This window comes from Weissella cibaria, assembly GCF_004521965.1.
GTDB lineage: Bacteria > Bacillota > Bacilli > Lactobacillales > Lactobacillaceae > Weissella > Weissella cibaria_A.
Genome location: NZ_SDGK01000088.1, coordinates 23,868 through 47,776, shown reverse-complemented (window position 1 = coordinate 47,776; position 23,909 = coordinate 23,868). Strand labels below are relative to the sequence as shown.

Here is a 23,909-nt window from a genome sequence, read left to right as displayed (position 1 = left end):
CTCTGGTTTAATCACCTATTCAACTGGGTGCGTATCTGGGCAAGCAAAGCGACCACTTTGCTCTGCTTTCTCAAGCACTCGCGTAATAATCGTTACTCCATGTGTGTTGAGCCACGTTGTGGGCAATTGCGTTTTCTGATACATCAAACCGGCAACTGCACCAACTAACGGCATAACCCGGGTCGGTTCACCCGGTAAGTCGGCAGCGAGTGTTAATGCATCTTCATAGTTTTGACTGTTTAATAACACCCATATTGTCGCAGCCAACGTGTCGACGACATAACCTGATGCGTGCAAAGATTCGATGGGCATATTTTCAAAATCAGGTGTATTTAATGCTTCAAAAGCGACCAACTCATCAGCGAAGACCGCGTGTTTTGCGTAATATTCATATGAATTACTAATTGCGAAGTCAAAGGCTGCTGGTAAACTCATACCACTCAATAGACCGTTTAGTAACATGGCGTATAGGCCAATCGCAATTAACGAACGTGGATGGTTGTGTGTCAAACCACCCACTTGGTGCAGCGTTAACATAGCGGGGTCATCTTTAATGAAATCTTCCCCGTACGTTGCTTGTAGGTATAACACGACTGGTGTAATTCGAAGTAAAGCACCGTTCGCGTTATCACTTTCATCTCGCCCACCCGACGTAAATGGATCTTGGGTTTGACGGAAATTTTCAATGGCCATGCGGGTGACATCGCCAGCATGCTGGGGTGCACCATCCGCGGTATAAGCGCCAGTTGTATACCAGTATGTAAACTGGGTCATGATGTCGGTCAAAATGTAGCCGTTAGATAAGCTATCGATAGTTGCAAACGTTAGCGATGAATCGCTACTCCATTGTGAACTGTCGCCCATGATGATTTTTTGTGCAAAAAGGTCACCATTGATTAATCCCAACGTGCTATTTATTAACGGATTATCAGGTAAAGTCATGCCACAATCCATCCTTTCAAGGATTTTATTGTAACACTAATGTAAATTATTGGCAAATATGGTTAGAATCCACTATAATTAGTTTATGAAACTGTAATAAAAGGAGTGCGTTATGTCGGAATCAGGACAAACGACGGAAATGAATTTATTCGCATTAACGCTATTGCGTGACCGATTGCTACCAGAATTGTTGCAAGATGATGAATCAGAAATTATTTATTGGGCTGGTAAGGCCCTTGCCCGTGATGTTGACTTAACAGGTGTTATGTCACTCGAAACATTTTTCATGGATGCCGGATTTGGGTTCTTAACATTGACGTCAAAGAAACCAACGGAACAAGTCTGGCGGTTAGATGGTCCTGTGGTCAGTGCCCGTTTTGATGAAAACAATCATGCAAGTTTCGCGTTGGAAGCTGGTTTTCTAGCTCAACAAACGCAGCAACAGCTTGGCACAGGTGCCGAAGCCCAATGGGAAGCAAATAAGCAGACCGTTGTCATTACGGTAATGACGGAAAATCCCGGCACATTGCAGCCCTAGCAAAAAGACGACTAATCTCGTTGATTAGTCGTCTTTTTTGTATTACTTAAAAGAACCAGTGAATTTATAAATTGGGAATCCTTGAGAAGCGAACTTATGCTCGTACTCTGTCTCAACGTTGTCCTGCATTTGTTCCTCGTCCTCGTGCAAGTTCAGTGAAATGCCGTCCTTGTAGAAGACCATGCCGTAGTTAGCGAATGAATACAATGAATACTCAAACAGGCCACGATTGTCGGTCTTAAACTCTAGTTCTCCACCTGCTGGCAATACCGCTTGGTAACCGGCCAAAAATGACTTGTACGTCAATCGACGTGTCTCATGGCGACTCTTTGGCCATGGATCAGAAAAGTTTAAGAAGAGTTTAGATACTTCACCCTTTGTAAAGTACGTCTCAACGCCAGCACCATCACCATAAATGAATTTCAAATTAGGTAAGTTGGCTGGGTCTTCATCAGCTTTGCGTGCAGCAACTGCAACCGCTCCCTCTTGAATCTCCATGCCGATAAAGTTAATTTCAGGGTATTTCTTGGCCATGCCAATAATAAATTGTCCCTTACCAGTTCCAATCTCGACGTGCAATGGTTGCACCTTTTCGAAGATGCTTTGCCAGTTGCCTTGTAGGCCTGTTGCACGGTCCTGAGGAATAACTAAGTCCGTGTGTTCTGCCAACCAAGGGCTTGTCCACTTTTTATTTCGTAAACGCACGTGAATTTCTCCTTCTAAACGTGTTTGCAATTCTGCGATCCGTATACCAGAATACCAAAATACCGCCTACTACGACAAGTCCTATGACATTTTGTAATAGAAGTGTGACAGAAGGCGTCGTTGCGAATCCCACCAGCGACCAAATCATAATGGTTAAGACCAACCAAGGTATTATGGCAAAGCGGAATGCTTGCTGACGTTGGCCAATCGTAACAGGAAATAAATGATCAAAAACAAGTTGTTGATGGCTCGCAACTAAAGGTAGAATTTGCAATACAATCAAGTACATTAAAATCGCATAGAGAGCTGTTTGTAGCCATCCTGTTGTAACCAGACCGGCTACGATACCGATAGCAGTTAAGCGCAACCAGACCCCAGCATATTGGCTCTGGCGGATGAAAGTTGTCACCATTAGTTTAACGAGTGGATTATGCTGCTGACCTGGCCAGTTGTGAATGAATCGATCCGCCCAACGATGACGCTTGATACTTGGTCGTTGACCAGGCACATCAATAAATAAGTTGAAAAAAACTAGGATGCTATTCTGCCTTTTTTCCTCATTTGCAATTAATGCGCGCCAATCAATCATGTCACCTGCATCAGCTTGTCGATACATTGCGAAATGTTTAGCTGCGGTAATCGTCAGGATGATTTTAGTTGACACCAGGACAAGTGTCACTAAAATAACCACACTCAAGTAAGGTGTGAGTAAGCGAAACATCATTGGCCATAAAATAATCGTCATGATAAATTGAATCACACCGTTAATGACTGCACTGTAAAGCGTCGCTGTTTTGAACAAACGGCGCAGCGCGGTTTCATCACCTATTAAGAACACAGGATCGGCCGGTTTTAAAAAATTAGCCGGTGTTTTGAAAATGACCAAAGTGATGACGAGGATAATTAACAGCAAGGCTTTTGTCCCCAACGTAATCGGCGCATGTTGCCAAAGGTTGCGGTATGCAAGTCCAGCTGCACCTAATAAGAAAAATAACGCTAAGACAGCATGGTCGTTAAACACGTATCGTAAGTACTTACTGAAGAGACGCCATTGTTGTGTCCATCGTTGTTGAAATAAGTGCCGCTTATCCATCAGCTTACCTCGTTGGGTTGCATATCGGGCACTAATGTTGCGAAGTCTTGCGCGGCTCCTTGCCCGGCAACCTGCCCATCACGCAAATAAATGAATTGATCAGCGTGGTTTTCAATGGTCGTTAACACGTGCGTTGTTAGCAAGAAGCTCGTACCAGTCGCTTTGCGCGCGTCAATTAGTGTTAACAAATCGTTAACGGCAATCACATCGAGCCCCAGAAATGGTTCGTCGATAATAAAAAATGGGGCATCCGTGATAAAAGCCATGACAATCATTACTTTTTGTCGCATACCCTTTGAGAAATGGGTTGGAAACCAATCCAGCTTGTTATCCAGGCGGAACGTGTGCAGGAGACTTGTTGCACGCTGCCAAGCAGTTTCTTCATTTAATCCATATACATCAATCGTTAATGCAAGGTGCTCACGAAGTGTTAATTCGTCGTACAAAACTGGTTGCTCTGGGATGTAGGCAATTTGAGATTTATATTTGACTGGATCAGTTTTGAGCGTTACCCCATTTAGGGTAATCTGCCCTTGCTTGGGCGCTAATAATCCAATAATGTGATTAATCGTCGTCGACTTTCCCGAACCGTTCAATCCAACCAACGCTAGTAATTTGCCGGCCTGAATGTCGAATGAAATATCGTGTAGTACTGCCAATTGGCCATAACCACCCGAAAGATTTTTAACTGATAATGTCATATTTTCACTTCCGTTTTTTCGTCTACTTCTATTTTACCAAATAATCTTTAATATTTACGTACGGACACACAGCACAAAGTACGTTATAATAGTATTAATATATAAAACTTGGAGGCGTTCTCATGGCAGATGTATTTGATATGATTATCGCAGGTGATATCCCCGCTTATAAGGTATATGAAGATGATGATGTGTTTGCATTTTTAGATTTGAGTCAAGTTACGCCTGGTCATACCTTGATGGTGCCAAAGACACACGTTGTAGATATTTTTGAATACGATGAAGCGTTAGCGGCACGTGTTTTGTCAAAGCTACCTAAAATTGCCCGCGCAATTAAGGCAAGTGATGACAAGATTATTGGACTGAATATTTTGTCAAATAATGGTGAAGCCGCAGGACAGTCAGTGTTCCACTCCCACTTCCACCTAATTCCACGTTACGCGGACGATACTTTTGATGTGCCAATGCCTGACCACAGTGAAACAACGTCAGAAGACGACTATCGAGCACTGGCTGACCGGATTGCGAGTCACATGGAGGACTAACTAATGGATCAAGCAAAAGCCTTTTTTGAAATGCAAAAACAACATGTCATGGCTTGGGTTGCGGCCGTTAAACGAATAGCTACCGGTACGAAGCAACTAAAGGAAGCTGTGGCAAATGTACAACAGTCTGTACCCGATGTCCAAACATTTGCAAAAGACTTACAAATTCAAGTAGAAAAAATGAATTTTAAGAACCAGCCTCGTTTGGATCGAATTGCAGAAACACAAGCTCGAATTCAAGTAGAATTAGCATCGCTTAAAAAGAAGAAATAATAATGAAAGCGCTATCGATAGTCGATAGCGCTTTTTTCTTGGACCAATACTAGACCACTCACAAATATTCTTTGCGGACCCTTCAAAAATTAGTCAAATTCTCCCACTACACTTGTAAGTGTTAAGTGAAGCAAAAGTCAGGAGAAAGAATAAATATGCGAATTGAAATTGTTGATACAAAGCAAGATGTAACAAACGAAACGTCTCACTTTCTACTACAAAAAAATTTATGATCCAAAGGTACGTAACATTGCCTTGACGGCTGGTATTCTTACGATCAATGCCGGAACGCATTCATGGTCCAAATATGCCTAAGCTGCACTTGTGGAACTTTGATGAAGTGCCACAAGAAGATTCAGAAGAGGGTATGACAACTAAAACGTTGCGTAAGTACTTTTGAATCCAGCGAAAATGCCCGCTTATTTGTACCACCGTTTGGATTTTTCAAACTGGGGTACTTTGAATGAGCGTTTGGCACAAGCAAACGGATTGGGCTTTATGCCTCTCGGTATTGGTTCAGATGGTCGTTACGCAGGTAACCTGCCTGGCGTAACCAAGTTTTAAGACGGGACACGCTATATTCCTTCTGAGGCAAATGATTAAGTTGACGCCGCGTTGGTTCTGAAGAAAAAGTTCCTGCCGGCTACGTATCAATGGGACCTAAGACAATCATGAGCACCAAGGAAATCGTGATGATTGCGTTTGGTAAGAAGAAGGCGAACATTATCAAGGAAGCTTTCTTTGGCCCAATCAGTTAATACGTCCCAGTGTCTATCTTGCAAACCCACCCTAACTTCAAGTTACTTTTGGCTCGTGAAACCGCATCAGAAATTTTGCCAACGCCAGCAGCTACGGTTACGTCAGAAAATGCAGTGATGTCATAATGAGAATATTAAAAGCGTCTTTGTCAGTTAACAAAGGCGCTTTTTCTGTTTAATGTGAGATACATTAAGAAAAATTGCATCCTATAAAAAACCGGCGTAAAATAAATGCGTTGTCAAATTTACGAATATTAATTCAGTACAATGAGTAACTGTTAAGAGTGAGGACTTTTCTGATGGAACAGAAACGTGATACCTCCTTCTTCGGACAACCTCGAGGCCTGATGACCTTGTTCTTCGCCGAAATGTGGGAGCGTTTTTCATATTATGGTATGCGTGCCATTTTGCTATTTTACATGATTTATGCGGTGGATAAAGGCGGCTTAGGTTTTGGCCAAGCAACTGGTGCCGCCATCATGTCAATCTATGGATCATTAGTTTATTTGTCAGGCATTATTGGTGGTTATTTATCTGACCGAGTACTTGGACCTTGGCGAACGGTCTTCTACGGGGGTGTCTTGATTATGTTCGGACACATTTCCTTGGCAATTCCATTAGCTAAGCTGGGATTATTCCTATCAATTGCCTTAATTATTTTAGGAACGGGTCTATTGAAGCCGAACGTGGCCACGATGGTCGGTAACTTGTATCAGCCTGGGGATGAGCGCCGTGATGCCGGCTTTTCTATCTACGTGTTTGGTATCAATCTGGGCGCGTTCGTCGCACCTCTTTTGGTTGGGTGGTTTCAAGTACATGTTAATTTTCACGTTGCATTCTCATTAGCGGCAATTGGAATGTTCTTCGGCCTTATCCAATACAGCCTTGATGGGCGCAAACATTTGAAGGATACAGCGCACCAGGCACCTTCTCCGTTGCAACCGGAAGAAATCATGCCGTTGATTTATAAAATTCTTGGGATTATCATCGTATTTGCTGTAATCATTGGCGCGATGGACATGATGCATGTATTGAACATTAACAACGTCATTAATTTGCTGACGTTTGTGGCGATTTTGGTGCCAGTCATTTACTTTGTGGTCATGTTAACTTCTGATAAGACGACCAAAGCGGAGCGCAAGCGCGTTTGGGCATACATTCCCCTCTTTATTGCAGCGATGCTCTTCTGGTCAATCGAAGAACAAGGATCCGTTGTCTTGGCGTTGTTTGCATCTGATCAGACAGCCTTGCACGGTGCACCAGCATCTTGGTTCCAGTCATTAAATCCCTTGTTCATTATGTTGTTTACGCCATTCTTTGTGTGGCTATGGTCTAAAAAGCTACGTGATAAGCAACCATCAACGGGCGTTAAATTCTCACTAGGACTTGTTTTTGCTGGGCTATCATTTGTTTGGATGGCATTTCCAGGCATGTTGTATGGTGTTAACCACCACTTCAACGCACTGTGGTTGATTGCCTCGTGGGCTTTGGTTGAAGTTGGTGAAATGCTCATCTCACCAGTTGGACTATCAGCGTCAGCAAAAATGGCGCCGGTGGCATTCCAGGCACAAATGCTAACTGTTTGGAATCTATCTGATGCAACCGCTCAGGCAGCGAACGCCCAGTTAGTTCAGTTGTACTCAAAATCAACAGAAATTAATTACTTCTTGCTTATTGGTGGTATTACGATTGTGGCTGGTTTCTTGCTTTGGATTGCTTCTAAGCGGATTAAGGCACTTCAAGTCGGGTTGTCAGATTAATAAATTATAAATAAAAAGGACCTCATTTTTGAGGTCCTTTTTATTTATGAAAATTGTGCAAAACGTTGTTGACGTTGTGTAATCAGTTCTGTAGTCGACAGCTTTTGTAGGTCGGCTATTTCATTTTTCAAATCGAATCGAAGTTGTTCGTAAAATGCAACATGATCATCAATTTCAGGAATAACACGATCCACGACGTGAGCCGCTAACAATTCCTGTGGGGTTAAGCCCAATAATGCGGCGGCTTCATCTGCTCTTTTGGCGTCCTTAAACAGGATCGATGCAAACCCTTCTGGTGACAACATGGCATAGATGGCGTGTTCGAACATCCATACTCGGTTAGATGTTGCTAGTGCTAGCGCCCCGCCTGACCCGCCTTCTCCGTATATAACAGCAATCATTGGCACCTTAAAGGACATGCTTTGCAAGATACTCTCAGCAATTGCTTGACCAATCCCGCCTTCTTCAGCAGTTTTGCCTGGAAAAGCGCCTGGTGTATTAATGAAGGTGATGATTGGCCGATTGAATCGATCGGCTTGTTGCATCAAGCGCAACGCTTTCCGATAACCGCTCGCTTCAGGTGATCCGTTACGCGTTTTTAATTTCTCAGCGATTTCAGCACCACGATTGATGGCAATAACTGTAACTGGATGTTCATCCAACAGGCCAACGCCTCCGATGATGGCGGGATCATCTCCTTGAGCGCGATCACCGTGTAATTCTTGAAAATCTGTTATCAAACCAGCAATAATATCACGAGCCAAAAAGCGGTCTTCACGGGAAGCCTGAACGATTTCAATCGGTTTTTTGTCAGACATAGGCGTCCTCCTTCGGTGCTTGGTGTACGCGCAAGAGCTGACCAAGGTAATGTTGCAACTCAGGTCGCGCGACAATCGCATCAATGAATCCGCTAGCTTGCATATGCTCAGCACGTTGGAAATCCTTGGGTAGTGTTTCATGAATTGTTTGTTCGATAACTCGGCGACCAGCAAAACCGACCAAGGCATGTGGCTCAGACAAGATAATGTCACCTTGCATAGCAAAGGAAGCTGTGACCCCACCCATGGTTGGATCGGTTAGGACAACAATGTATACCAAACCCGTCTCGCGATGCCGTGCGATTGCTGCAGAAACGTTTGCTAATTGCATCAGACTTCGAATACCTTCCTGAATTCGCGCACCGCCAGATGCAGAAAAAAGGATAACTGGTAAGCCGTTTGCCGTCGCATCATCAAATAGAGCCACCAACTTGGCGCCAGTCTTAGCACCTAATGACCCCATCATGAAACCAGCGTCCATAATGGCCAAGGCAGTCCGCTGATGTTCAATGATGGCTTCACCAGTCAAAACAGCCTCTTTTAGGCCAGTCGCAGCCTGAGCGCGCGTTAACTTTTCGGCATAGCCAGGGAAATCCCGTGTTGTCATTTCAATGTCAGCGTGCCATTCTGTAAAACTGTCTGTCATCATATTGGCACGCTGTGCCGCACCTAAGCGAAACCCAAAGCCACAAACACCACAAACTAAGAACTCGCCAAGCTCTTCTTTATACTGTTGTGCGCCACAAAAAGCACAAATTACCCAATCACCCTTTTGCCCACGAGTCCGGGCATCCGCAGGTGCTGTGTGTTTAAATTTATTCGGGTTATTTTCAAATAATTGCGTCATGGTTCTTGAATCTCCTCTACTGACCAGGCCGGCAAAAATGTCGTTTCCACAAAATCAATTGGGACGATGCCTTGCTGTACGGCCTGATTGTACACTAAGTCCCGTTGAATTGAGAGATTAGTATCAATACCGTGAATAACCACTTCATCCAGTGTACGAGATAACTTTGTGAAGACCTCGTCGCGACTATTGGCAGATACAATAACTTTGCCAATCATTGAATCATAATAGGGAGCAATTTCTTCGCCAGTATAAATCGCCGAATCAAAACGCACGCCAGGGCCACCAAACGGTAAGTAACTAAATGAAATTTGTCCAGCGCTCGGTTGAAAGTTTTTGAGTGGGTTTTCAGCATTTAAACGCACTTCTACTGCATGCTGTTTAACTTGGATATCCTGTTGGGCAACTGGCAATGGTTCACCTGCAGCCACAAGGATTTGCATCTTAACGAGGTCTAGGCCCGTCACGGCTTCGGTGACTGGATGCTCAACTTGGATCCGGGTATTCATTTCCATAAAATAAAAATGATTATCGCGGTCGGCAAGAAATTCAAAGGTGCCGGTATTAACGTAGTTTAAAGTGTTCGCAGCTTTTACCGCCAGATGGCCTAGATTTTCACGAATCTCACTTGTGATACCTACTGCAGGCGACATTTCAATCATTTTTTGGTGATTACGTTGAATAGAGCAATCACGTTCCGGAAAATAAACGGTCTGTCCTGTTGCATCACGCATGATTTGAACTTCGATGTGGCGAACGTCTGTCATTACTTTTTCGACATACATCTCACCGAATCCAAAAGCACGTACCGCTTCAGCTTGCGCGCGATCGAATTGTTCAACTAAAGTTGCGGCGTCAGGAATGAAACGCATACCTTTACCACCACCACCAGCGGCTGCTTTAAGCATGACCGGATAACCGATTTCAGCACTAATTTCAGCAGCTTCTTGACTCGTTGCTAATGTACCGATGCTTCCCGGAATGACGGGAATGCCAGCCGCTCGCATTGTCTCTCGAGCTGCCGCTTTATCCCCCATTAAATCAATGGTCTCAGCTCGAGGGCCGATAAAATCAATACCAACGTCATGTAGCATGTTCACAAACATGGCATTTTCAGATAAGAAGCCATAGCCGGGGTGGACGGCTTCAGCACCGGTCAATAAGGCAGCACTGACAATGTTTTGCCGGTTTAAGTACGAATCGTGCGGCTTAGGTCCGCCAACCCCAATTGCCTCATCGGCTAGTTGTACGTGCAAAGCTTCCTTGTCTGCAGTGCTATAAATTGCCACTGCTTTGATATTCAACTCATGCAAAGCCCGAATGATACGGACTGCAATTTCACCACGATTTGCAACTAATACTTTTTTGTACATTATTTTTAAACTCCATTAACGTAAAAGAGGCTGGAACAACGTTCCGGCCTCTCTTTCTCATGAATTAATTCGGTTGTACCGTAAACAAAACGTCGTCATACCCAACGACCGTTTCATTTTCAGCGTTAATAGCCACAATAGTCCCGGCTACCTCACTGTGTACCTCAGTCATTAACTTCATCGATTCGATAATTGCCACTGTTTCACCAATCGAAACAGGGTCGCCAACTTGCTTGAAGTTTGCAACACCCGGTTTCGAAGCTAAATACAATGTCCCAACCAATGGGGCCGTGATTGTTAGTGTTTCGTCAACAGTAACTGGTGTATCAACCGTTGTTGTTTGATACACAGGTGTCGTTTGCGCTTCATTTTTGTTCAAGTGTAAATGGGTGTCATCCATATCGAGTTTGAATTCACGTAATGAACTATTCTCGAAATCACGCATTAACGCCTGAATATCAGCTAGACTAAAATCCATGATAATCCCCTAGCAATCTATATTTTCCTGCATTTACAACAGAAATACCAATAAACATTATAACATAGTGTGCAATGTCATCAGATACCAAGTTGTAGTTTAAGCTCCATGACGGCATCACGTAAGCTAGCAGCCTCTTCAAAGTCCAATCGCTTGGCGGCTGCGCGCATTTGGTCTTCCAAGTTAGCAATCATTGCTTCCTGATCTGGGCGAGCCATGTCCTTAAAGGAAACTTCAGTAAAGCTAGTTGATTCGTTGGTCTCCGCCGTATCATGGCTAACGGAAATGAGACCACGAATTTCCTTTTTGATGGTATGAGGCGTAATATCATGTTCTTGATTGTATGACATTTGAATCGTGCGACGCCGGGCGGTTTCTTCCATCGCAGCTTGCATTGACCCAGTTATGTTGTCGGCGTACATAATAACGTGACCGTTTTCATTACGGGCCGCACGTCCAATTGTTTGAATCAGCGAGCGAGTATTACGTAAGAACCCTTCCTTGTCGGCATCTAAAATCGCGACTAGAGAAACTTCCGGTACGTCAATTCCTTCACGAAGCAAGTTAATACCTACTAAAACATCAAACTTGCCAAGTCGTAAATCACGAATAATTTCAGTACGCTCAAGTGTTTTAATATCAGAGTGCAAGTACTTAACCTTAACCCCAACATCTTCAAGGTAATCGGTTAAATCTTCCGCCATTTTTTTGGTAAGCGTCGTTACGAACACACGTTCATCTTTGGCGACACGTTCGTTAATTTCACCCAACAAGTCGTCAATCTGACCCATAACTGGCCGAACTTCGATTTCCGGATCGAGTAGTCCAGTTGGACGAATGATTTGTTGGGCGACATCATCTTGGCTAACCCGCGCTTCTTCATAATCACCAGGTGTCGCTGACATGTAGATAATTTGGTTAACGTGCTCTTCAAATTCTTCTAAACGTAGTGGTCGATTATCCAGAGCCGATGGTAGTCGGAATCCAAAGTCAATCAACGTTTCCTTACGGGCACGGTCCCCCTTATACATACCACGTACTTGGGGCATGGTTACGTGAGACTCGTCCACAACAATTAAGAAATCATCTGGGAAAAAGTCGAGTAACGTGAACGGTGGTTCGCCCGGGGCTCGTCCGTCCATGTGGCGTGAATAATTTTCGATGCCACTGGTGAAGCCCATTTCGCGAATCATCTCAATATCATATTCAGTACGTTGCTTCAGGCGTTGTGCTTCCAACAATTTGCCTTCTTCTTCAAAGACTTTTAGTTGGGCATCCAATTCAGCTTGGATGGTCTTTAGTGCTCGCTCACGAATGGCATCATTGGTCATAAAATGAGTGGCTGGGAAAATGGTGGCCAAGTCTAGGTCAGACGTTACTGCACCAGTAAGGGAATCAACTTCACGAATCCGGTCAACTTCATCACCAAAGAATTCAATGCGCAACGCCTTAGCATCAGATGATGCTGGAAAGACTTCTAAAACATCACCACGAGCGCGGAAACGACCACGTTGGAAGTCAATATCATTGCGTTGGAATTGAATATCAACTAGGCGACGCATGAGGTCGTTACGTTCAATCACGTCACCCACACGGACGTTGATAACGTGGTCATTATACTGTTCAGGACTACCTAATCCAAAAATTGACGAGACTGATGCCACGACGATGGTGTCGTTTCGAGCAAGTAAGGAAGCCGTCGCAGAATTACGCAACTTATCAATCTCATCGTTGATTGAAGAGTCTTTTTCAATATAGGTATCAGATGATGGTACGTATGCCTCGGGCTGATAGTAGTCATAGTAAGAAACGAAGTATTCAACCGCGTTATTTGGGAAAAACTCTTTAAATTCACCGTATAATTGGCCAGCCAGCGTCTTATTGTGTGATAAGACAAGAACGGGTTTGTTGGCCTGGGCAATCACATTCGAAATAGTAAATGTTTTTCCTGTTCCGGTGGCACCTAACAAAATTTGTTCTTTTTCCCCATTTTTAAGACCGGTTACTAGCTTGTCGATCGCTGTTGGCTGGTCACCGGTTGGCTCATATTTTGAAACCACCTCATATTCATGACTATCATCGCGATTTACCATATTACCCCTCGCTTCCGTATTGTTAGTTTAGATCATGCGCTGGTCGATTGAATGCCCCCGTTTCGCGGGTCGATTGGAAATAATCATTCCAAGCATCGATGCCAGTCTGATTGATATTTTTAGTTGAACCAAATTCCGTTACGATAATGAATTTACCGTCTTTTTTACTTAACGCGATCCCAATTTGATTCATGTACAGCGACAACATCAGCTTTCGGTGAGAAAAATTGGCAACGCCATTATTAGTGTACCAGTTAGCAACCGTATTTTTACCAAAATCAGTTGCTGATGTCCCAAATGTGGTCGTGTCCCCCATCTGAAGGTTTTCCCCAGATAGTGACCAAGTGTTACCACCTTTGCGATCAAAGGCCGTCTGCATGCCCATATGGTTATCGAGTATCCCCAGTTTGGCTTGCTGCTGTGCGCGATAATGAGCGATTTATTGTTAAATACTACCTTTTTTTCGCCATTTTTTGCGTAATGCGTTGATTTCAGACATATTTTTTTATCAAACGGCAAAGTGGCATTATTTGTCGACGCGCTACTTGCTTGATTGGGGTCGGTTAATTGTTTAACTGCTTTCGCACTAACATAACCATCGTCGTCAGCATCACTTTTAATATGATAGTAGAGTGTTGTTGTCCACTGTCCCTTTTTGATGGGGGCCATAATCGACACTTGCGCATCAGCGGTTACCAACGTGTTTTTTAGTGTTTTAATTGACAAATTATTCGGCAATTGTCCGTCCACAAATGACAGTAATTTTGTGTGTGACTTTAATGATGCTTGTTGTGGTGTCAGGGACGACGTATTTTGAATATATGGCAGTGCCCAATAATGCGTCCACTTTTTCAGCACACTTTTATCATTTGTAGAGGCAATTTGTTGAAATGATCCGTCGGATTTTTTTGCTAAAATACGATAGACATCAGCATTGTCTTTCGCCACAATTTGCTGTTATGCAAAAATTTTGTGTCCCAGCGAATCTTTCGTCGATCGAACAGTTTTATAGTTATTATTGATTTCTTCTGCCGTTGCTGGTGCAGCAGCAATCACAGTGGGGTGACTCGCCAGGCCAACCGCAAGTTCAGCAACAACGACTGCGTTGAACAATAAAATGCGAATTACTCTCATAGATTCTCTCTATAGTACCAATGATTACAGTTAAACATCACTGGTTGGTACAACAATCAAAAAGCCACTGAGAGTGTAGTGGCTTTTTATTTCTTACTATTATTATAACGGAAATTCTCTATTTTGAATTAAAGATTCCAATGTAGATACGCTGGAGTTGTTCTGATCCAGGAAATTGTTCTGCTAATAGTTCTGGCAAAACCTCCTTAATGAAATAAGCGACACTTGGCATATCACGGAAGGCGAAAATAGTGGCGAGACTTTCCTTGTAAATCTCCAAGAACACAGGCTCAGGGTTACCCTTCTGTAGTTCGCCGTATGCTTCATACAATAAGTCAACCTTATCGGCGACGGAAAGGATACGTCCCTCCAAAGTATCGTCCTTACCTTCGTGAAGCCGGCGCTTGTATACTGCTTGTAGCTCCGTTGGAATTTCTGTTTTGACGAAGTTATCTGATAACGAATCTTCAACATCTGCTAACATTTGACGTAAGGTAGCAGATGCGTACTTAACGGGTGTTCGGATATCCCCAATGAAGCGCTCCGTAATATCGTGATTTAAAGCCTTCTCGTACAACATTCGCCAATCAATTTCATTGCCAGACTGCTCCTCGATGTCACCCAAAAATTGCGCAGCTTCAGTTACTTTCCATGAATGGGCCGCAACAGAATGTGGTTGGTACTTGAAGTAACCCGGTGCACGCGTAATCATTTCCAATTCATTTAATCCAGACAGGTATTGATGCATTCCCATATTCTTACTCCCCCAAAATTTCATTTTTTCTATACTACGGGTATTCTTAGTAAATTGCAAGTAAAAACCGACAATCCATTTTAGGGGATTGCCGGTTAAACTTTTTAGTATGAACCAAGGATTGTGACAGTGTACTTACTATCATTAGCATCCTTGATAATGTAGGCTTGCATACCAGTTGAAGCTTCCAGACGAATTTGTACAGGGACGCCATTTGGTAGATAACTTGGTGCTGTTTCAGCAATGTAGTTAGCAAAGCTTTCAATTTCTGTTGCTGAGTAGAATTGTGTTGAAACAGTGACGTTCAATCCCTTCAAATTCGAGCCAGCATAAGACGCTTGGCCAGTGATTGAAGACAAGTTTGGGAAGAATCCTTGGAGCTTATCCGTGAAGTTCTTAAAACTCGTATTCAAAGCACTACCAACGGACTTTTCTGATGTTGTCCCATCTTGCATTGGCAAAACAACCGTCTGACGATCAAGATTGGTCCAATTAGCCAAGGTATCCCCCGAATTAGCAACACTCCAGCTATAGAAATTACCACCTGATAATGAATCCTCAGGTGCTTGGGCGTACATCGCCACATAAATTGGCACATCATTGCCAACACCGCTCATGGCGCGGTAGCGCTTGACAACTTCTGCAGCCATTTCCTTACCGTGCGCAATGCGGTCAGCCTTTGAAATGTCTTGCGTAAAGTTTGCACCCCACTGTTCCTTTTGGTAGACATCTTGCGTATTCATAGCCATACCAATAACGATTCCAGCAAGTTTCAAGTCGTTACCATCTTGCGTCATGAAGTCCTGTTCTTCAAGTGTCTGTAGGTAGAAAGGTGCTCGTGAATCGTCAGTTTTACCGTTATCCTCAGGATTTAATCCATCTGGATTATCGGCTGACTTACGGTTCAACCACTCTGTTGCCGTTGTAGCTGAGAGATATTGACCCTCTTGGAACACATACTTAGATGTATTGAAGTGCTCCTTTGAAAAGTCTAAGAGGCCGCTTTCAAAACTCACCATATTGAAGTTGTTTGATTCTTGACCAGCCGTAATACCACGGGCCTTGCTTGTTAAATACTTACCGTCTTTAATGACGATTTTGTATGATGAATCATCCGTTTTACCAGTGACTTGAATTCCTTTTTTTGATGAAGAATTCGCAGACTTCGTTGTGCTAGATTTTGTCGCGATATTTGATGAGTTCTTTGAAAAGAAATTTCCAAAGAACACGAGTGCGGCTGCTAGCACAACAACACCGAAAATACCGGCAATCCATTTTAATGCACGCATGTGTTACTCCTTTAGTTGGCGAAATATTGCCTATCGTCAACTGATATTCATTTTTAGTTGTTGTTATCCATACTATCACGCAATTGCGCTTCTGACCAAATCTCTATGCCCAATTCTTGTGCTTTGGTTAACTTTGATCCAGCATCAGCACCGGCAATTAATAAATCAGTTTTTTTAGAAACGGAACCACTAACGGTTGCCCCTTGAGATTCAAGCCAAGCGGCCGCTTCTGAACGACTAAATAGCGCTAATTTGCCAGTTAAAACGACCTTCTTATCAGAAAAGATAGTATCCGTCGCAATTTCAACGGCTTGCGTGTAACGCGTATTAACGCCGAGTTGCTCAAAATCAGCGACCAACTCTTGTGCATGCTCAGTATCAAAATACTGCGCAATACTGCGCCCGATAATCAAGCCCATGCCAGGTAATTCTGCGATATCATCTGCACTTGCGTGGGCGATGGCATCTAATGTCACAAATTTGGCAGCAATGGTCTTAGCAGCTTTTGCCCCAACGTTGCGAATACCCAAACCGAATAGCAGGCGTTCGACCGAATTTTGCTTAGAATTTTCGATAGCGCGCAATAGATTGTTAGCTGATGTCTCGCCGAACTTGTCCAAAGTGAGTAATCGTTCAAATGTCAGGCGATACAAATCAGAAACTTGGTTAATCATATGACGTGAGAGTAACTGTTCCACAATCTTTGGTCCAAGTCCGTCAATATTCATCGCATCGCGAGAAGCAAAGTGCGTCAATGACTCTTGAATTTGTGCTGGGCAGAAAGGATTAATGCAGCGCAAAGCAACCTCACCATCAATGTGTACCAATTCTTGACCACAAGCCGGGCAGCTCACAGGCATTTGATAAACTTCACTATCCGTTGGACGCTGGCTCAAAATCACCTGGCCAATTTCCGGAATAATGTCTCCTGCTTTGTGCAAGGTCACAGTATCACCAATTCGAATATCTTTACTATTCAAATAATCTGGGTTATGTAGCGAAGCGCGGGCTACGGTTGTACCTGCCAACCGGACGGGATCCATCACAGCTGTTGGTGTAACTGCCCCTGTTCGTCCAACGGTCCATTCAATGTCGCGTACAACAGTGTGAGCCTCTTCAGGCGGGAACTTGTACGCAATCGCCCAACGTGGCACTTTAATAGTGTTACCCAACTCCTCATGATAAGCTAGGGAATTAACTTTGATGACAATGCCATCAATTCCATACGCTAACTCATCACGAGTGGCTGTTTCATCATTAATGTAGGCTGCGATGTCTGCTTCGGAAGCGACAACTGCGTTCGTTGGGTTAGCTGGTAGTCCAAGTTCAGCTAACCGTTGTAATAAGCCAGCTTGTGTCGTGACACCAAGTATATTTTCGGCGTCAACTGCAGCATATAAAAAGGCATCCAGTTGGCGCTGCTTCGTCACCTTGACATCTAATTGGCGTAGCGATCCTGCCGCTGCGTTACGTGGATTGGCAAATATTGACAGGCCGTCACGTTCGCGTTGCTCATTTAATGTCACAAAAGCTGCTTTCGGCATATACACTTCGCCACGTACTTCAATTGAAATTGGTTCATTAAGTTTTTTAGGAATCCGTTTAATTTGGCGTACATTTGCCGTAACGTCTTCCCCGATGTTACCATCGCCCCGAGTTGATGCTTGAATCAGTTCACCGTTTTCGTAAATTAAACTAATCGCAAGACCATCAATTTTCAACTCAGCATTATAGCTAAGCGGTGTGTTAAATGATTTTTGTGTTGTTGTCAGCCAGTCGTACAATTCATCCAACGAAAAGACATCACCTAGCGACAGCATTGGGATGTTGTGAACTACCTTTGGCAAATCAGATTTAGTGGCTTTTCCGCCAACCTGTTGCGTGATTGAGTCTGGCGTTACTAACTCGGGAAAGGCTGCTTCTAGCGCTTCCAATCGATTGTATTTACGGTCATACACGGCATCTTCAACAGATGGCGCATCATTTTCGTAATATTCTTGCGCCCATTGCTTCAAATCTTGCTGTAGCGCATCAATTTCTGCTTTCGCTTCAATGACAGTTATTGAAGCGATATCTTGAAAGTTATCCATTGTTCTATAAGCTCCTGCAAGTGCTACTCCACCTTTTGAATTGGGGCGAACGCAGCAAGCAAACGTTTAATCCCTTGATCAGGGAAAGCAATATCTAATTCTTGGTCCTCACCAGTACCTGAAACTTTAACAACGTGGCCAACACCCCACTTTTTATGACTAACCGCATCACCAATCGTCCAGGCTTTTTTATCAGCGCCAGTGCCAAGTGTTGCTGACGTGACTGTCGAAGTAGTTCGGAATAGCGTGCCACTTTGCTCGGCTTGGCGTTGTCGACCAGCAAACGTGGTTGCCGTGGCTTGTTGCGTTCGGCGTGCGAATGGCAATGCACCATCACGATTTGCAGTAGCGGACAATTGTTGACCGGCTGGCTGCATAATCAGCTCAGGGCTAATCTCATCGATGAATCGTGATGGAACATTACTCGTCGTCCGACCATAAAGCAGTCGAGAGTACGCGTTAGTGATAAAGAGTTTCTCTTTGGCACGTGTAATACCCACATATGCCAATCGACGTTCTTCCTCTAGTTGGGCATCGTCAGCTGCTGCGCGGGAGAGTGGGAAGAGGTTTTCTTCCATTCCAACCAAGAAGACCACAGGGAATTCCAATCCTTTGGCAGCGTGCAACGTCATCAAAGTGACTTGGTTATCAGTGTCCTCATCCACGCTATCAAGGTCAGACACAAGGGCCAATTCGCCCAAGAAGTCCACGTACTTAGAGATACTTTCTTCCGTCGGTTCGTACTTCTTATCAAATTCTTCAGTTACTGACAGGAATTCTGCCAAGTTTTCCAATCGACCTTGGTTTTCGGGTGTTGGTGAGGCTTTGAATTGTTCTTCATAGCCCGTACGATCCAAAATTTGACGTGTCAAATCCGTAATACTTAGGTCGAATGTTGTCTGCTGACGGAGCGTGCTAATTAATTTAGCGAATTGAGTCAGCTGATTAGCGGCACGAGTTGTTAAACCTGGAATCATCACCGCATTCTTGGCGGCGTCTAATAATGGCCAATCATTCTGTAAGGCAAAGGCCCGTAACTTTTCGATTGAGGTGTTACCAATACCACGTTTTGGCTCATTAACCACGCGCAAAAAGCTTTCATTATCAGCTGGATTGGTCACTAAAGCCAAATAGGCAAGAACATCACGGATTTCCTTACGCTCATAGAACTTTGAACCACCCACCATTGTATAAGGCATGTTGGCCTTCACCAAAGCTTCTTCAATACCACGTGACTGGGCATTCGTACGGTATAACACAGCAAAGTCACGATAATTACGTTCCTGATTTTGTACACCATCACGAATTTGAGCGATAACATATAATGCCTCATCTTTATCAGACTGTCCGCGGTAATAAGTGATTTTGTCGCCCATGCCATTGTCAGTCCACAGATTTTTAGCAATGCGCTCATTATTATGTTCGATAACTGCATTAGCAGCATCCAAAATAGTTTGCGTTGAACGGTAGTTTTGCTCCAACATAACAGTCTTAGCATCTTTGTAATCTTTATTAAAATTCAAGATGATTTGCATATTGGCCCCACGCCAACCATAGATAGACTGATCAGAGTCTCCCACAACTGCCAAGTTGCGGTGTTTTGCTGATAATAACGTGACTAATTCATATTGGGCGTCGTTGGTGTCCTGATACTCATCGACGTGCACATATAAGAATTTTTCTTGGTAGAATTCAAGCACTTCCGGCTCTTGATGAAACAATTCAATCGTTAACATAATCAAATCATCAAAGTCGACAGATTGTGCAATCGCAAGTTGGTGCTGATATTCAGTATATGCTTTCGCCACAATTTCTTCGAAAGGCCCATTAGCTTTTTCAGTGTAGGCAGCCGGCTTCTCCATGGCATTTTTTGCGTTGGAAATAGTGCCTAGCACAGAACGGGGATCATACTTTTCAATATCCACGTTCAAATCTTTCAAAATGCGCTTTACAAGCGTTCGCTGTGCACCGGCATCAATGATTGAAAAATCTTTTTTGTAGCCTAGTTTGTCGATGTCACGACGCAAAATTCGCACAGCTAAGGCGTGGAAAGTTGATACCCAGACCGCATCTGCTTCTTCGGCGTCAACCAGTTGGCCGATACGTTCCTTCATTTCATGGGCGGCTTTGTTTGTAAATGTAATGGCCAAAATTCGCCAAGGCATCACGTTCAAGTCTTTAATTAGGTGGGCGACGCGGTGAGTCAACACGCGTGTCTTACCAGAACCGGCGCCGGCCATGATAAGCAACGGACCTTCCGTTGTCATAACCGCCTCAGCCTGTTTGTCATTCATGCCATCAAGTAGTGAACTCATGTGTTGTCTCCCCTTTCAAATTATGCATTGTGCACGATTAGCGAATCTTCTTACCCCAGTATTGATACAAATCAACCTTCAAAGCACCGTTATACAACTTACGCTTTTTAGTTGCCTTCGCACCGAACGCTTCTTCGAAACCTTCGTCTGATGTCAAAATGTACTTTGACCAGGTAGGCATGTGGTTGTAAATGTGCCCCATCTCACTGTATAACTGACGGGCGGCATCTTCGTCACCCAGACGTTCTCCATATGGTGGATTGGCCACAAGGACACCGTTAATCTTATCGGTTGACCAGTCTTTAGCGGCTAATTGCTTGAAGACAATATCTTCGCCAACTCCGGCTGCTTCGGCATTAGCCTTTGCGATTTCAACCATGTTTTCGTCAATATCATAACCAGTGATGTCTAATTCAGCATCAAAGTCAATCAACTGCCGTGCTTGTGTTTTCAAAGTTTCACCGATTTTTTTATCAAACCAGTCCCATGATGTGATATCAAACTCACGGTTTAGTCCAGGCGCGATGTTACGCCCAATCAAAGCCGCCTCGATTGCAATCGTTCCAGATCCAGTTGTTGGGTCAACGAATGGGTTATCAGTGAACCAGTGTGCCAAATTGACCAAGGCAGCAGCCATAGTTTCCTTAAGTGGCGCACCACCCTTTTCAGTACGGTAACCTCGCTTAAACAAAGAATCCCCTGTCGTATCCAAAGTGATCATGACGTGATCCTTATCAACTGCAGTTTCTAACACAAATCGGTTACCAGTTTCAGGTAAGTACCCGCGGGTGTGATAAGCGTCAGTCAAACGGTTAACAATGGCTTTCTTTGTAATCGCTTGGACCGTTGGCACTGAGTGCAAGATTGAGTTTTTCGAACGTCCATTCACTGGAAATTCTGCATCATAAGGCAACAAATCTTCCCAAGGGAAGGCCTTTGTTTTTTCAAATAATTGATCAAATGTCTTTGCATCGAATTCAGTTACGACGATCTTAATACGATCAGCGACACGTAACCAAAGATTGGTGCGATAGATGTCTTCCATTGTTCCTTGGAAGAAGATACGCCCATTTTCGGTTTGGGTCGCGTAGCCCATATCCTTCAATTCACGTGCAACAAGCGCTTCAAGTCCAGCGCCCATCGTAGCCATCAATTTAAAATTTTGCATATTTTTCACCTGCATTTTCTTGTATGTATCCCCCAAAATGAGGGTTTTAGTGCAAAAAGAAAGCCGACGCCACGAGGACGTCGGCTGCCTGATGTGTCAGCTATAAGCCATGTTTTGTACCGATTAAAGATTGGCGGTCTATAACCGGTGGCAATCATCTATCTCAGACATTTCTGTCTCCCCGACCATCGCTTCAATTCGCTAGGTCAAGCGCCCCTACCAAAGTTTGGGTTGCCCGCTCGAGGGGTTTACCGCGTTCCACCCGTCGCATTTCTTCGACGGTTCGTCACTGTGGCACTTTCACAACTACTAAACCATAGTTACCCGTAGGTCTTTCATTGGCCGTCAACCGATTAAATCGGCTGCCTAGCCTTATTTTTTCAGCTAGCACGAACACTACTGACATCACAGTCAGTGCGAGCATGGACTTTCCTCATGCAACATAAGCCGCACGCAATTACCCACTAACACATCGTATTTGCTTATTATACACCTATTCGGCTGATTGTGTAGCCTTTTCTTCAACAGAAGTTAAAAGAGGTGCAGCTGGTTCCGTTGGTGTACCAAAGACGCGACGTTCCAAATTAGACAAACGCTTCAAGATATCCATATTTGTGTTTGCCGTTGGCGCAGCTGGTGTAGCCTTAGGTGCCGTAGCTGAAGCGCTAACTTGTTTCGTTAGTTCTGCAACTTGTGCCTTTAACTTGTCGTTTTGCGTCGACAACTCATTAATGTTGTTTTGGAACGCTTGGTAATCCGTCATAATTTCGTCCAAAAAGGCATCAACATCTGTCATGTCATATCCGGCACCGATACGTGTCTTCTTAAATTCCTTATTCAGGATTTCTTCGCGGTTGTGTAGAACATTTTCCATCACTTGGACTCCTCCGTTTAGTTCATAAGTCTAGTTTACCAGTTTTTAGGCGTCATGACAAAACCAGTTTATAAAGATTTCTTAACAACTTATCAGTTATTCCATTGTAAGTCTTGATATTCAGCTGCATAGTCTTGTAGCCGATCTAGATCAATGCGGGTAACCGGATAATCAAAGTTTTCAGCGTACTCGCGCATGGCGGTGTCATCATAACGAGCTTTTGATTCAGTTGCTTCTTCGTCAAAGAAAATAATCCCTTTATCAGTGTGGGTTAGCATGAACCGCTGATAAGCCAGCATTTGTGTTCGTCCACCGAAATCACCTTGGTGAACAGTATTACTAAAATTGACGCGACTTTTTAGATGGTTCAACTTTTCTTGGTTGTTTTCGTTCCAATGTGCCCCAAATTTGGCAAACGGCGTCACTAATGCAATTTGAAACTCGGGATAATCTGTCGCTTGCAAGTCAAGTGCGACTTCAATAGCCCATTGTTCGATACCCATTTGACCGCCAGTAATCAGCCAGTCGGCTCCGTCTTCAATACTCGTCCGTAATAATCGTTCAATAGCAAATTTAATCACAGCTAGCTTAGGGTCTTTGGTCCCATTTACCCCTAGCTCATAACTGCGAAAACCAGTCATCCAAATGCGATCCATGATGTACCTCCATATATTTATGTTTCGTTTTAGTCCTATTGTTAGTATCTTGCTTGTTTTGGTATAATGCTAAGGATACCTTAAGACGCAGGAGTACGAAATGGCTTTTAATTATCCAAATGGACGCCGCTTTGACGCAAGTGCGTTTGCGAAGCCGGTGGCAAAATCAAGTTCGCAAAGTAATCGTGGTATGTCGCTTGAAGGTGATTTAAATGATGCTAATCAGTTTTATTTAGTCTCCGGTCAGGCGGTTATTCATAAGAAACCGACGCCGATTCAAATCGTAAACGTGAGCTACCCTGCTCGTTCGGCTGCCAAGATTACTGAAGCTTACTTTCGCCAGGCTTCAACAACTGATTATAATGGTGTTTATCACGGCCGTTATATTGATTTCGATGCAAAAGAAACAACGAATAAACGATCTTTTCCATTGAAAAACGTCCATGAACATCAGATTAAGCATTTAAAGCAGGTGGTCGCTTCAGAAGGCTTGGCCTTTATGATTATTCGATTTACAACATTGCGTGAGACGTACGTAATTTGGGCTCAGCTGTTATTTGACTACTGGGACGCGCAAGAGACGGCGCGCAAATCAATACCATATGATGTCATTATCGCGCAAGGTGCGCAGGTGCCGTTGGGAATTAACCCCACCACCCCTTACCTTGTCGCTGTTGATGAACTGCTTAATCAACGTAACTAAGT

At 43.8% G+C, this 23,909-nt stretch carries 25 protein-coding genes and 1 other RNA gene; 6 read left to right on the top strand and 20 right to left on the bottom strand.

The genetic code is table 11. The features are described from left to right. Positions 1-15: 15 nt before the first annotated feature. Positions 16-942, bottom strand: coding sequence for an ADP-ribosylglycohydrolase family protein (locus EST42_RS09700; RefSeq protein ID WP_134645230.1), 927 nt, complete (start codon positions 940-942; stop codon positions 16-18). Between the two features lie 112 nt (positions 943-1,054). On the opposite strand from EST42_RS09700, the gene EST42_RS09695 reads away from it, so the two are divergent. Then, the gene (locus EST42_RS09695; protein WP_134645229.1) at positions 1,055-1,480 is read left to right on the top strand and encodes a DUF2507 domain-containing protein; all 426 of its coding nucleotides are present in this window, start codon (positions 1,055-1,057) and stop codon (positions 1,478-1,480) included. Positions 1,481-1,522: 42 nt separating this feature from the next. Here the strand turns inward: EST42_RS09695 and trmB are convergent, their stop codons facing one another. The 3 genes from trmB to EST42_RS09680 are packed head-to-tail and all read right to left on the bottom strand — an operon-like array spanning position 1,523 to position 3,979. Further along, complete coding sequence (gene trmB / locus EST42_RS09690; RefSeq protein WP_134645228.1) at positions 1,523-2,185, bottom strand: tRNA (guanosine(46)-N7)-methyltransferase TrmB; 663 nt, start codon at positions 2,183-2,185, stop codon at positions 1,523-1,525. Then, positions 2,169-3,278, bottom strand: coding sequence for an ABC transporter permease (locus EST42_RS09685; protein WP_134645227.1), 1,110 nt, complete (start codon positions 3,276-3,278; stop codon positions 2,169-2,171). Before EST42_RS09685 ends, trmB begins: the two co-directional genes overlap by 17 nt. Then, the gene (locus tag EST42_RS09680) at positions 3,278-3,979 is read right to left on the bottom strand and encodes an ABC transporter ATP-binding protein (RefSeq protein ID WP_134645226.1); all 702 of its coding nucleotides are present in this window, start codon (positions 3,977-3,979) and stop codon (positions 3,278-3,280) included. The genes EST42_RS09685 and EST42_RS09680 overlap by 1 nt, the downstream gene beginning before the upstream one ends. A 122-nt stretch (positions 3,980-4,101) precedes the next feature. Here EST42_RS09680 and EST42_RS09675 point away from each other — a divergent pair, with 122 nt between their 5' ends. The 4 genes from EST42_RS09675 to EST42_RS09660 all read left to right on the top strand — a co-directional run bounded on the left by EST42_RS09675 (position 4,102) and on the right by EST42_RS09660 (position 7,315). Then, complete coding sequence (locus tag EST42_RS09675) at positions 4,102-4,524, top strand: HIT family protein (RefSeq protein ID WP_134645225.1); 423 nt, start codon at positions 4,102-4,104, stop codon at positions 4,522-4,524. A gap of 3 nt (positions 4,525-4,527) precedes the next feature. Continuing rightward, entirely contained in the window at positions 4,528-4,797 is a 270-nt protein-coding gene (locus tag EST42_RS09670) for a hypothetical protein (protein WP_134645224.1), read from the top strand. Between the two features lie 396 nt (positions 4,798-5,193). Beyond that, a complete protein-coding gene (locus EST42_RS11280) occupies positions 5,194-5,361 on the top strand; it encodes a sugar phosphate isomerase family (protein WP_245150470.1) in 168 nt (55 codons plus the stop codon). A 493-nt stretch (positions 5,362-5,854) separates the two neighbouring features. After that, positions 5,855-7,315, top strand: a complete 1,461-nt coding sequence (locus EST42_RS09660; RefSeq protein WP_134645223.1) for a peptide MFS transporter — start codon at positions 5,855-5,857, stop codon at positions 7,313-7,315. 44 nt (positions 7,316-7,359) lie between these two features. Here EST42_RS09660 and accA read toward each other — a convergent pair whose 3' ends face one another. From accA to EST42_RS09590, 16 genes are all read right to left on the bottom strand, one after another. Next, positions 7,360-8,133, bottom strand: coding sequence for an acetyl-CoA carboxylase carboxyltransferase subunit alpha (accA, locus tag EST42_RS11460; RefSeq protein WP_134645222.1), 774 nt, complete (start codon positions 8,131-8,133; stop codon positions 7,360-7,362). Beyond that, positions 8,126-8,980, bottom strand: coding sequence for an acetyl-CoA carboxylase carboxyltransferase subunit beta (locus tag EST42_RS11455; RefSeq protein ID WP_134645221.1), 855 nt, complete (start codon positions 8,978-8,980; stop codon positions 8,126-8,128). The genes accA and EST42_RS11455 overlap by 8 nt, the downstream gene beginning before the upstream one ends. After that, entirely contained in the window at positions 8,977-10,353 is a 1,377-nt protein-coding gene (locus EST42_RS09645) for an acetyl-CoA carboxylase biotin carboxylase subunit (protein ID WP_134645220.1), read from the bottom strand. Before EST42_RS09645 ends, EST42_RS11455 begins: the two co-directional genes overlap by 4 nt. Before the next feature lie 64 nt (positions 10,354-10,417). After that, positions 10,418-10,831 carry an acetyl-CoA carboxylase biotin carboxyl carrier protein gene (locus EST42_RS09640; RefSeq protein WP_134645219.1) on the bottom strand — a complete coding sequence of 138 codons (414 nt, stop codon included), beginning with the start codon at positions 10,829-10,831 and terminating at the stop codon, positions 10,418-10,420. A gap of 80 nt (positions 10,832-10,911) precedes the next feature. Continuing rightward, on the bottom strand, positions 10,912-12,924 hold the full coding sequence (uvrB, locus tag EST42_RS09635) for an excinuclease ABC subunit UvrB (RefSeq protein ID WP_134645218.1): 2,013 nt from the start codon (positions 12,922-12,924) through the stop codon (positions 10,912-10,914). 22 nt (positions 12,925-12,946) lie between these two features. Continuing rightward, entirely contained in the window at positions 12,947-13,117 is a 171-nt protein-coding gene (locus EST42_RS11690) for a hypothetical protein (RefSeq protein ID WP_167711237.1), read from the bottom strand. A gap of 14 nt (positions 13,118-13,131) precedes the next feature. Further along, positions 13,132-13,872, bottom strand: a complete 741-nt coding sequence (locus EST42_RS09630; protein WP_134645217.1) for a hypothetical protein — start codon at positions 13,870-13,872, stop codon at positions 13,132-13,134. Between the two features lie 9 nt (positions 13,873-13,881). Beyond that, positions 13,882-14,058, bottom strand: coding sequence for a hypothetical protein (locus EST42_RS10660; RefSeq protein ID WP_167711235.1), 177 nt, complete (start codon positions 14,056-14,058; stop codon positions 13,882-13,884). Between the two features lie 118 nt (positions 14,059-14,176). Further along, positions 14,177-14,812: a YfbR-like 5'-deoxynucleotidase gene (locus EST42_RS09625; RefSeq protein WP_134645216.1), complete on the bottom strand. Its 636-nt coding sequence runs from the start codon at positions 14,810-14,812 to the stop codon at positions 14,177-14,179. A gap of 104 nt (positions 14,813-14,916) precedes the next feature. Continuing rightward, on the bottom strand, positions 14,917-16,101 hold the full coding sequence (locus EST42_RS09620) for a CamS family sex pheromone protein (RefSeq protein WP_134645215.1): 1,185 nt from the start codon (positions 16,099-16,101) through the stop codon (positions 14,917-14,919). A 53-nt stretch (positions 16,102-16,154) separates the two neighbouring features. After that, on the bottom strand, positions 16,155-18,191 hold the full coding sequence (gene ligA / locus EST42_RS09615; protein ID WP_134645214.1) for an NAD-dependent DNA ligase LigA: 2,037 nt from the start codon (positions 18,189-18,191) through the stop codon (positions 16,155-16,157). A gap of 23 nt (positions 18,192-18,214) precedes the next feature. Beyond that, a complete protein-coding gene (gene pcrA / locus EST42_RS09610) occupies positions 18,215-20,506 on the bottom strand; it encodes a DNA helicase PcrA (RefSeq protein ID WP_134645213.1) in 2,292 nt (763 codons plus the stop codon). 37 nt (positions 20,507-20,543) lie between these two features. Further along, positions 20,544-21,674, bottom strand: coding sequence for a THUMP domain-containing class I SAM-dependent RNA methyltransferase (locus tag EST42_RS09605; RefSeq protein ID WP_134645212.1), 1,131 nt, complete (start codon positions 21,672-21,674; stop codon positions 20,544-20,546). Between the two features lie 98 nt (positions 21,675-21,772). Then, positions 21,773-22,143, bottom strand: an RNA gene (gene rnpB / locus EST42_RS09600) — RNase P RNA component class B. 24 nt (positions 22,144-22,167) lie between these two features. Continuing rightward, positions 22,168-22,548 (bottom strand): cell division regulator GpsB, encoded by a 381-nt coding sequence (gene gpsB, locus EST42_RS09595; RefSeq protein ID WP_134645211.1) that lies wholly within the window; start codon positions 22,546-22,548, stop codon positions 22,168-22,170. A gap of 92 nt (positions 22,549-22,640) precedes the next feature. Further along, complete coding sequence (locus EST42_RS09590) at positions 22,641-23,204, bottom strand: SLOG family protein (RefSeq protein WP_134645210.1); 564 nt, start codon at positions 23,202-23,204, stop codon at positions 22,641-22,643. 100 nt (positions 23,205-23,304) lie between these two features. Between EST42_RS09590 and recU the strand changes: the two genes are divergently transcribed. Beyond that, complete coding sequence (gene recU / locus EST42_RS09585; RefSeq protein ID WP_134645209.1) at positions 23,305-23,907, top strand: Holliday junction resolvase RecU; 603 nt, start codon at positions 23,305-23,307, stop codon at positions 23,905-23,907. Positions 23,908-23,909 lie beyond the last annotated feature (2 nt).

Coding starts and splice junctions, on each gene's coding strand:
- EST42_RS09700 (WP_134645230.1), bottom strand. CDS start 942: ATGACTTTACCTGATAATCCGTTAATAAATAGCACGTTGGGATTAATC.
- EST42_RS09695 (WP_134645229.1), top strand. CDS start 1,055: ATGTCGGAATCAGGACAAACGACGGAAATGAATTTATTCGCATTAACG.
- EST42_RS09685 (WP_134645227.1), bottom strand. CDS start 3,278: ATGGATAAGCGGCACTTATTTCAACAACGATGGACACAACAATGGCGT.
- EST42_RS09680 (WP_134645226.1), bottom strand. CDS start 3,979: ATGACATTATCAGTTAAAAATCTTTCGGGTGGTTATGGCCAATTGGCA.
- EST42_RS09675 (WP_134645225.1), top strand. CDS start 4,102: ATGGCAGATGTATTTGATATGATTATCGCAGGTGATATCCCCGCTTAT.
- EST42_RS09670 (WP_134645224.1), top strand. CDS start 4,528: ATGGATCAAGCAAAAGCCTTTTTTGAAATGCAAAAACAACATGTCATG.
- EST42_RS09660 (WP_134645223.1), top strand. CDS start 5,855: ATGGAACAGAAACGTGATACCTCCTTCTTCGGACAACCTCGAGGCCTG.
- accA (WP_134645222.1), bottom strand. CDS start 8,133: ATGTCTGACAAAAAACCGATTGAAATCGTTCAGGCTTCCCGTGAAGAC.
- EST42_RS11455 (WP_134645221.1), bottom strand. CDS start 8,980: ATGACGCAATTATTTGAAAATAACCCGAATAAATTTAAACACACAGCA.
- EST42_RS09645 (WP_134645220.1), bottom strand. CDS start 10,353: ATGTACAAAAAAGTATTAGTTGCAAATCGTGGTGAAATTGCAGTCCGT.
- EST42_RS09640 (WP_134645219.1), bottom strand. CDS start 10,831: ATGGATTTTAGTCTAGCTGATATTCAGGCGTTAATGCGTGATTTCGAG.
- uvrB (WP_134645218.1), bottom strand. CDS start 12,924: ATGGTAAATCGCGATGATAGTCATGAATATGAGGTGGTTTCAAAATAT.
- EST42_RS11690 (WP_167711237.1), bottom strand. CDS start 13,117: ATGAATCAAATTGGGATCGCGTTAAGTAAAAAAGACGGTAAATTCATT.
- EST42_RS10660 (WP_167711235.1), bottom strand. CDS start 14,058: ATGAGAGTAATTCGCATTTTATTGTTCAACGCAGTCGTTGTTGCTGAA.
- EST42_RS09625 (WP_134645216.1), bottom strand. CDS start 14,812: ATGGGAATGCATCAATACCTGTCTGGATTAAATGAATTGGAAATGATT.
- EST42_RS09620 (WP_134645215.1), bottom strand. CDS start 16,101: ATGCGTGCATTAAAATGGATTGCCGGTATTTTCGGTGTTGTTGTGCTA.
- ligA (WP_134645214.1), bottom strand. CDS start 18,191: ATGGATAACTTTCAAGATATCGCTTCAATAACTGTCATTGAAGCGAAA.
- pcrA (WP_134645213.1), bottom strand. CDS start 20,506: ATGAGTTCACTACTTGATGGCATGAATGACAAACAGGCTGAGGCGGTT.
- EST42_RS09605 (WP_134645212.1), bottom strand. CDS start 21,674: ATGCAAAATTTTAAATTGATGGCTACGATGGGCGCTGGACTTGAAGCG.
- gpsB (WP_134645211.1), bottom strand. CDS start 22,548: ATGGAAAATGTTCTACACAACCGCGAAGAAATCCTGAATAAGGAATTT.
- EST42_RS09590 (WP_134645210.1), bottom strand. CDS start 23,204: ATGGATCGCATTTGGATGACTGGTTTTCGCAGTTATGAGCTAGGGGTA.
- recU (WP_134645209.1), top strand. CDS start 23,305: ATGGCTTTTAATTATCCAAATGGACGCCGCTTTGACGCAAGTGCGTTT.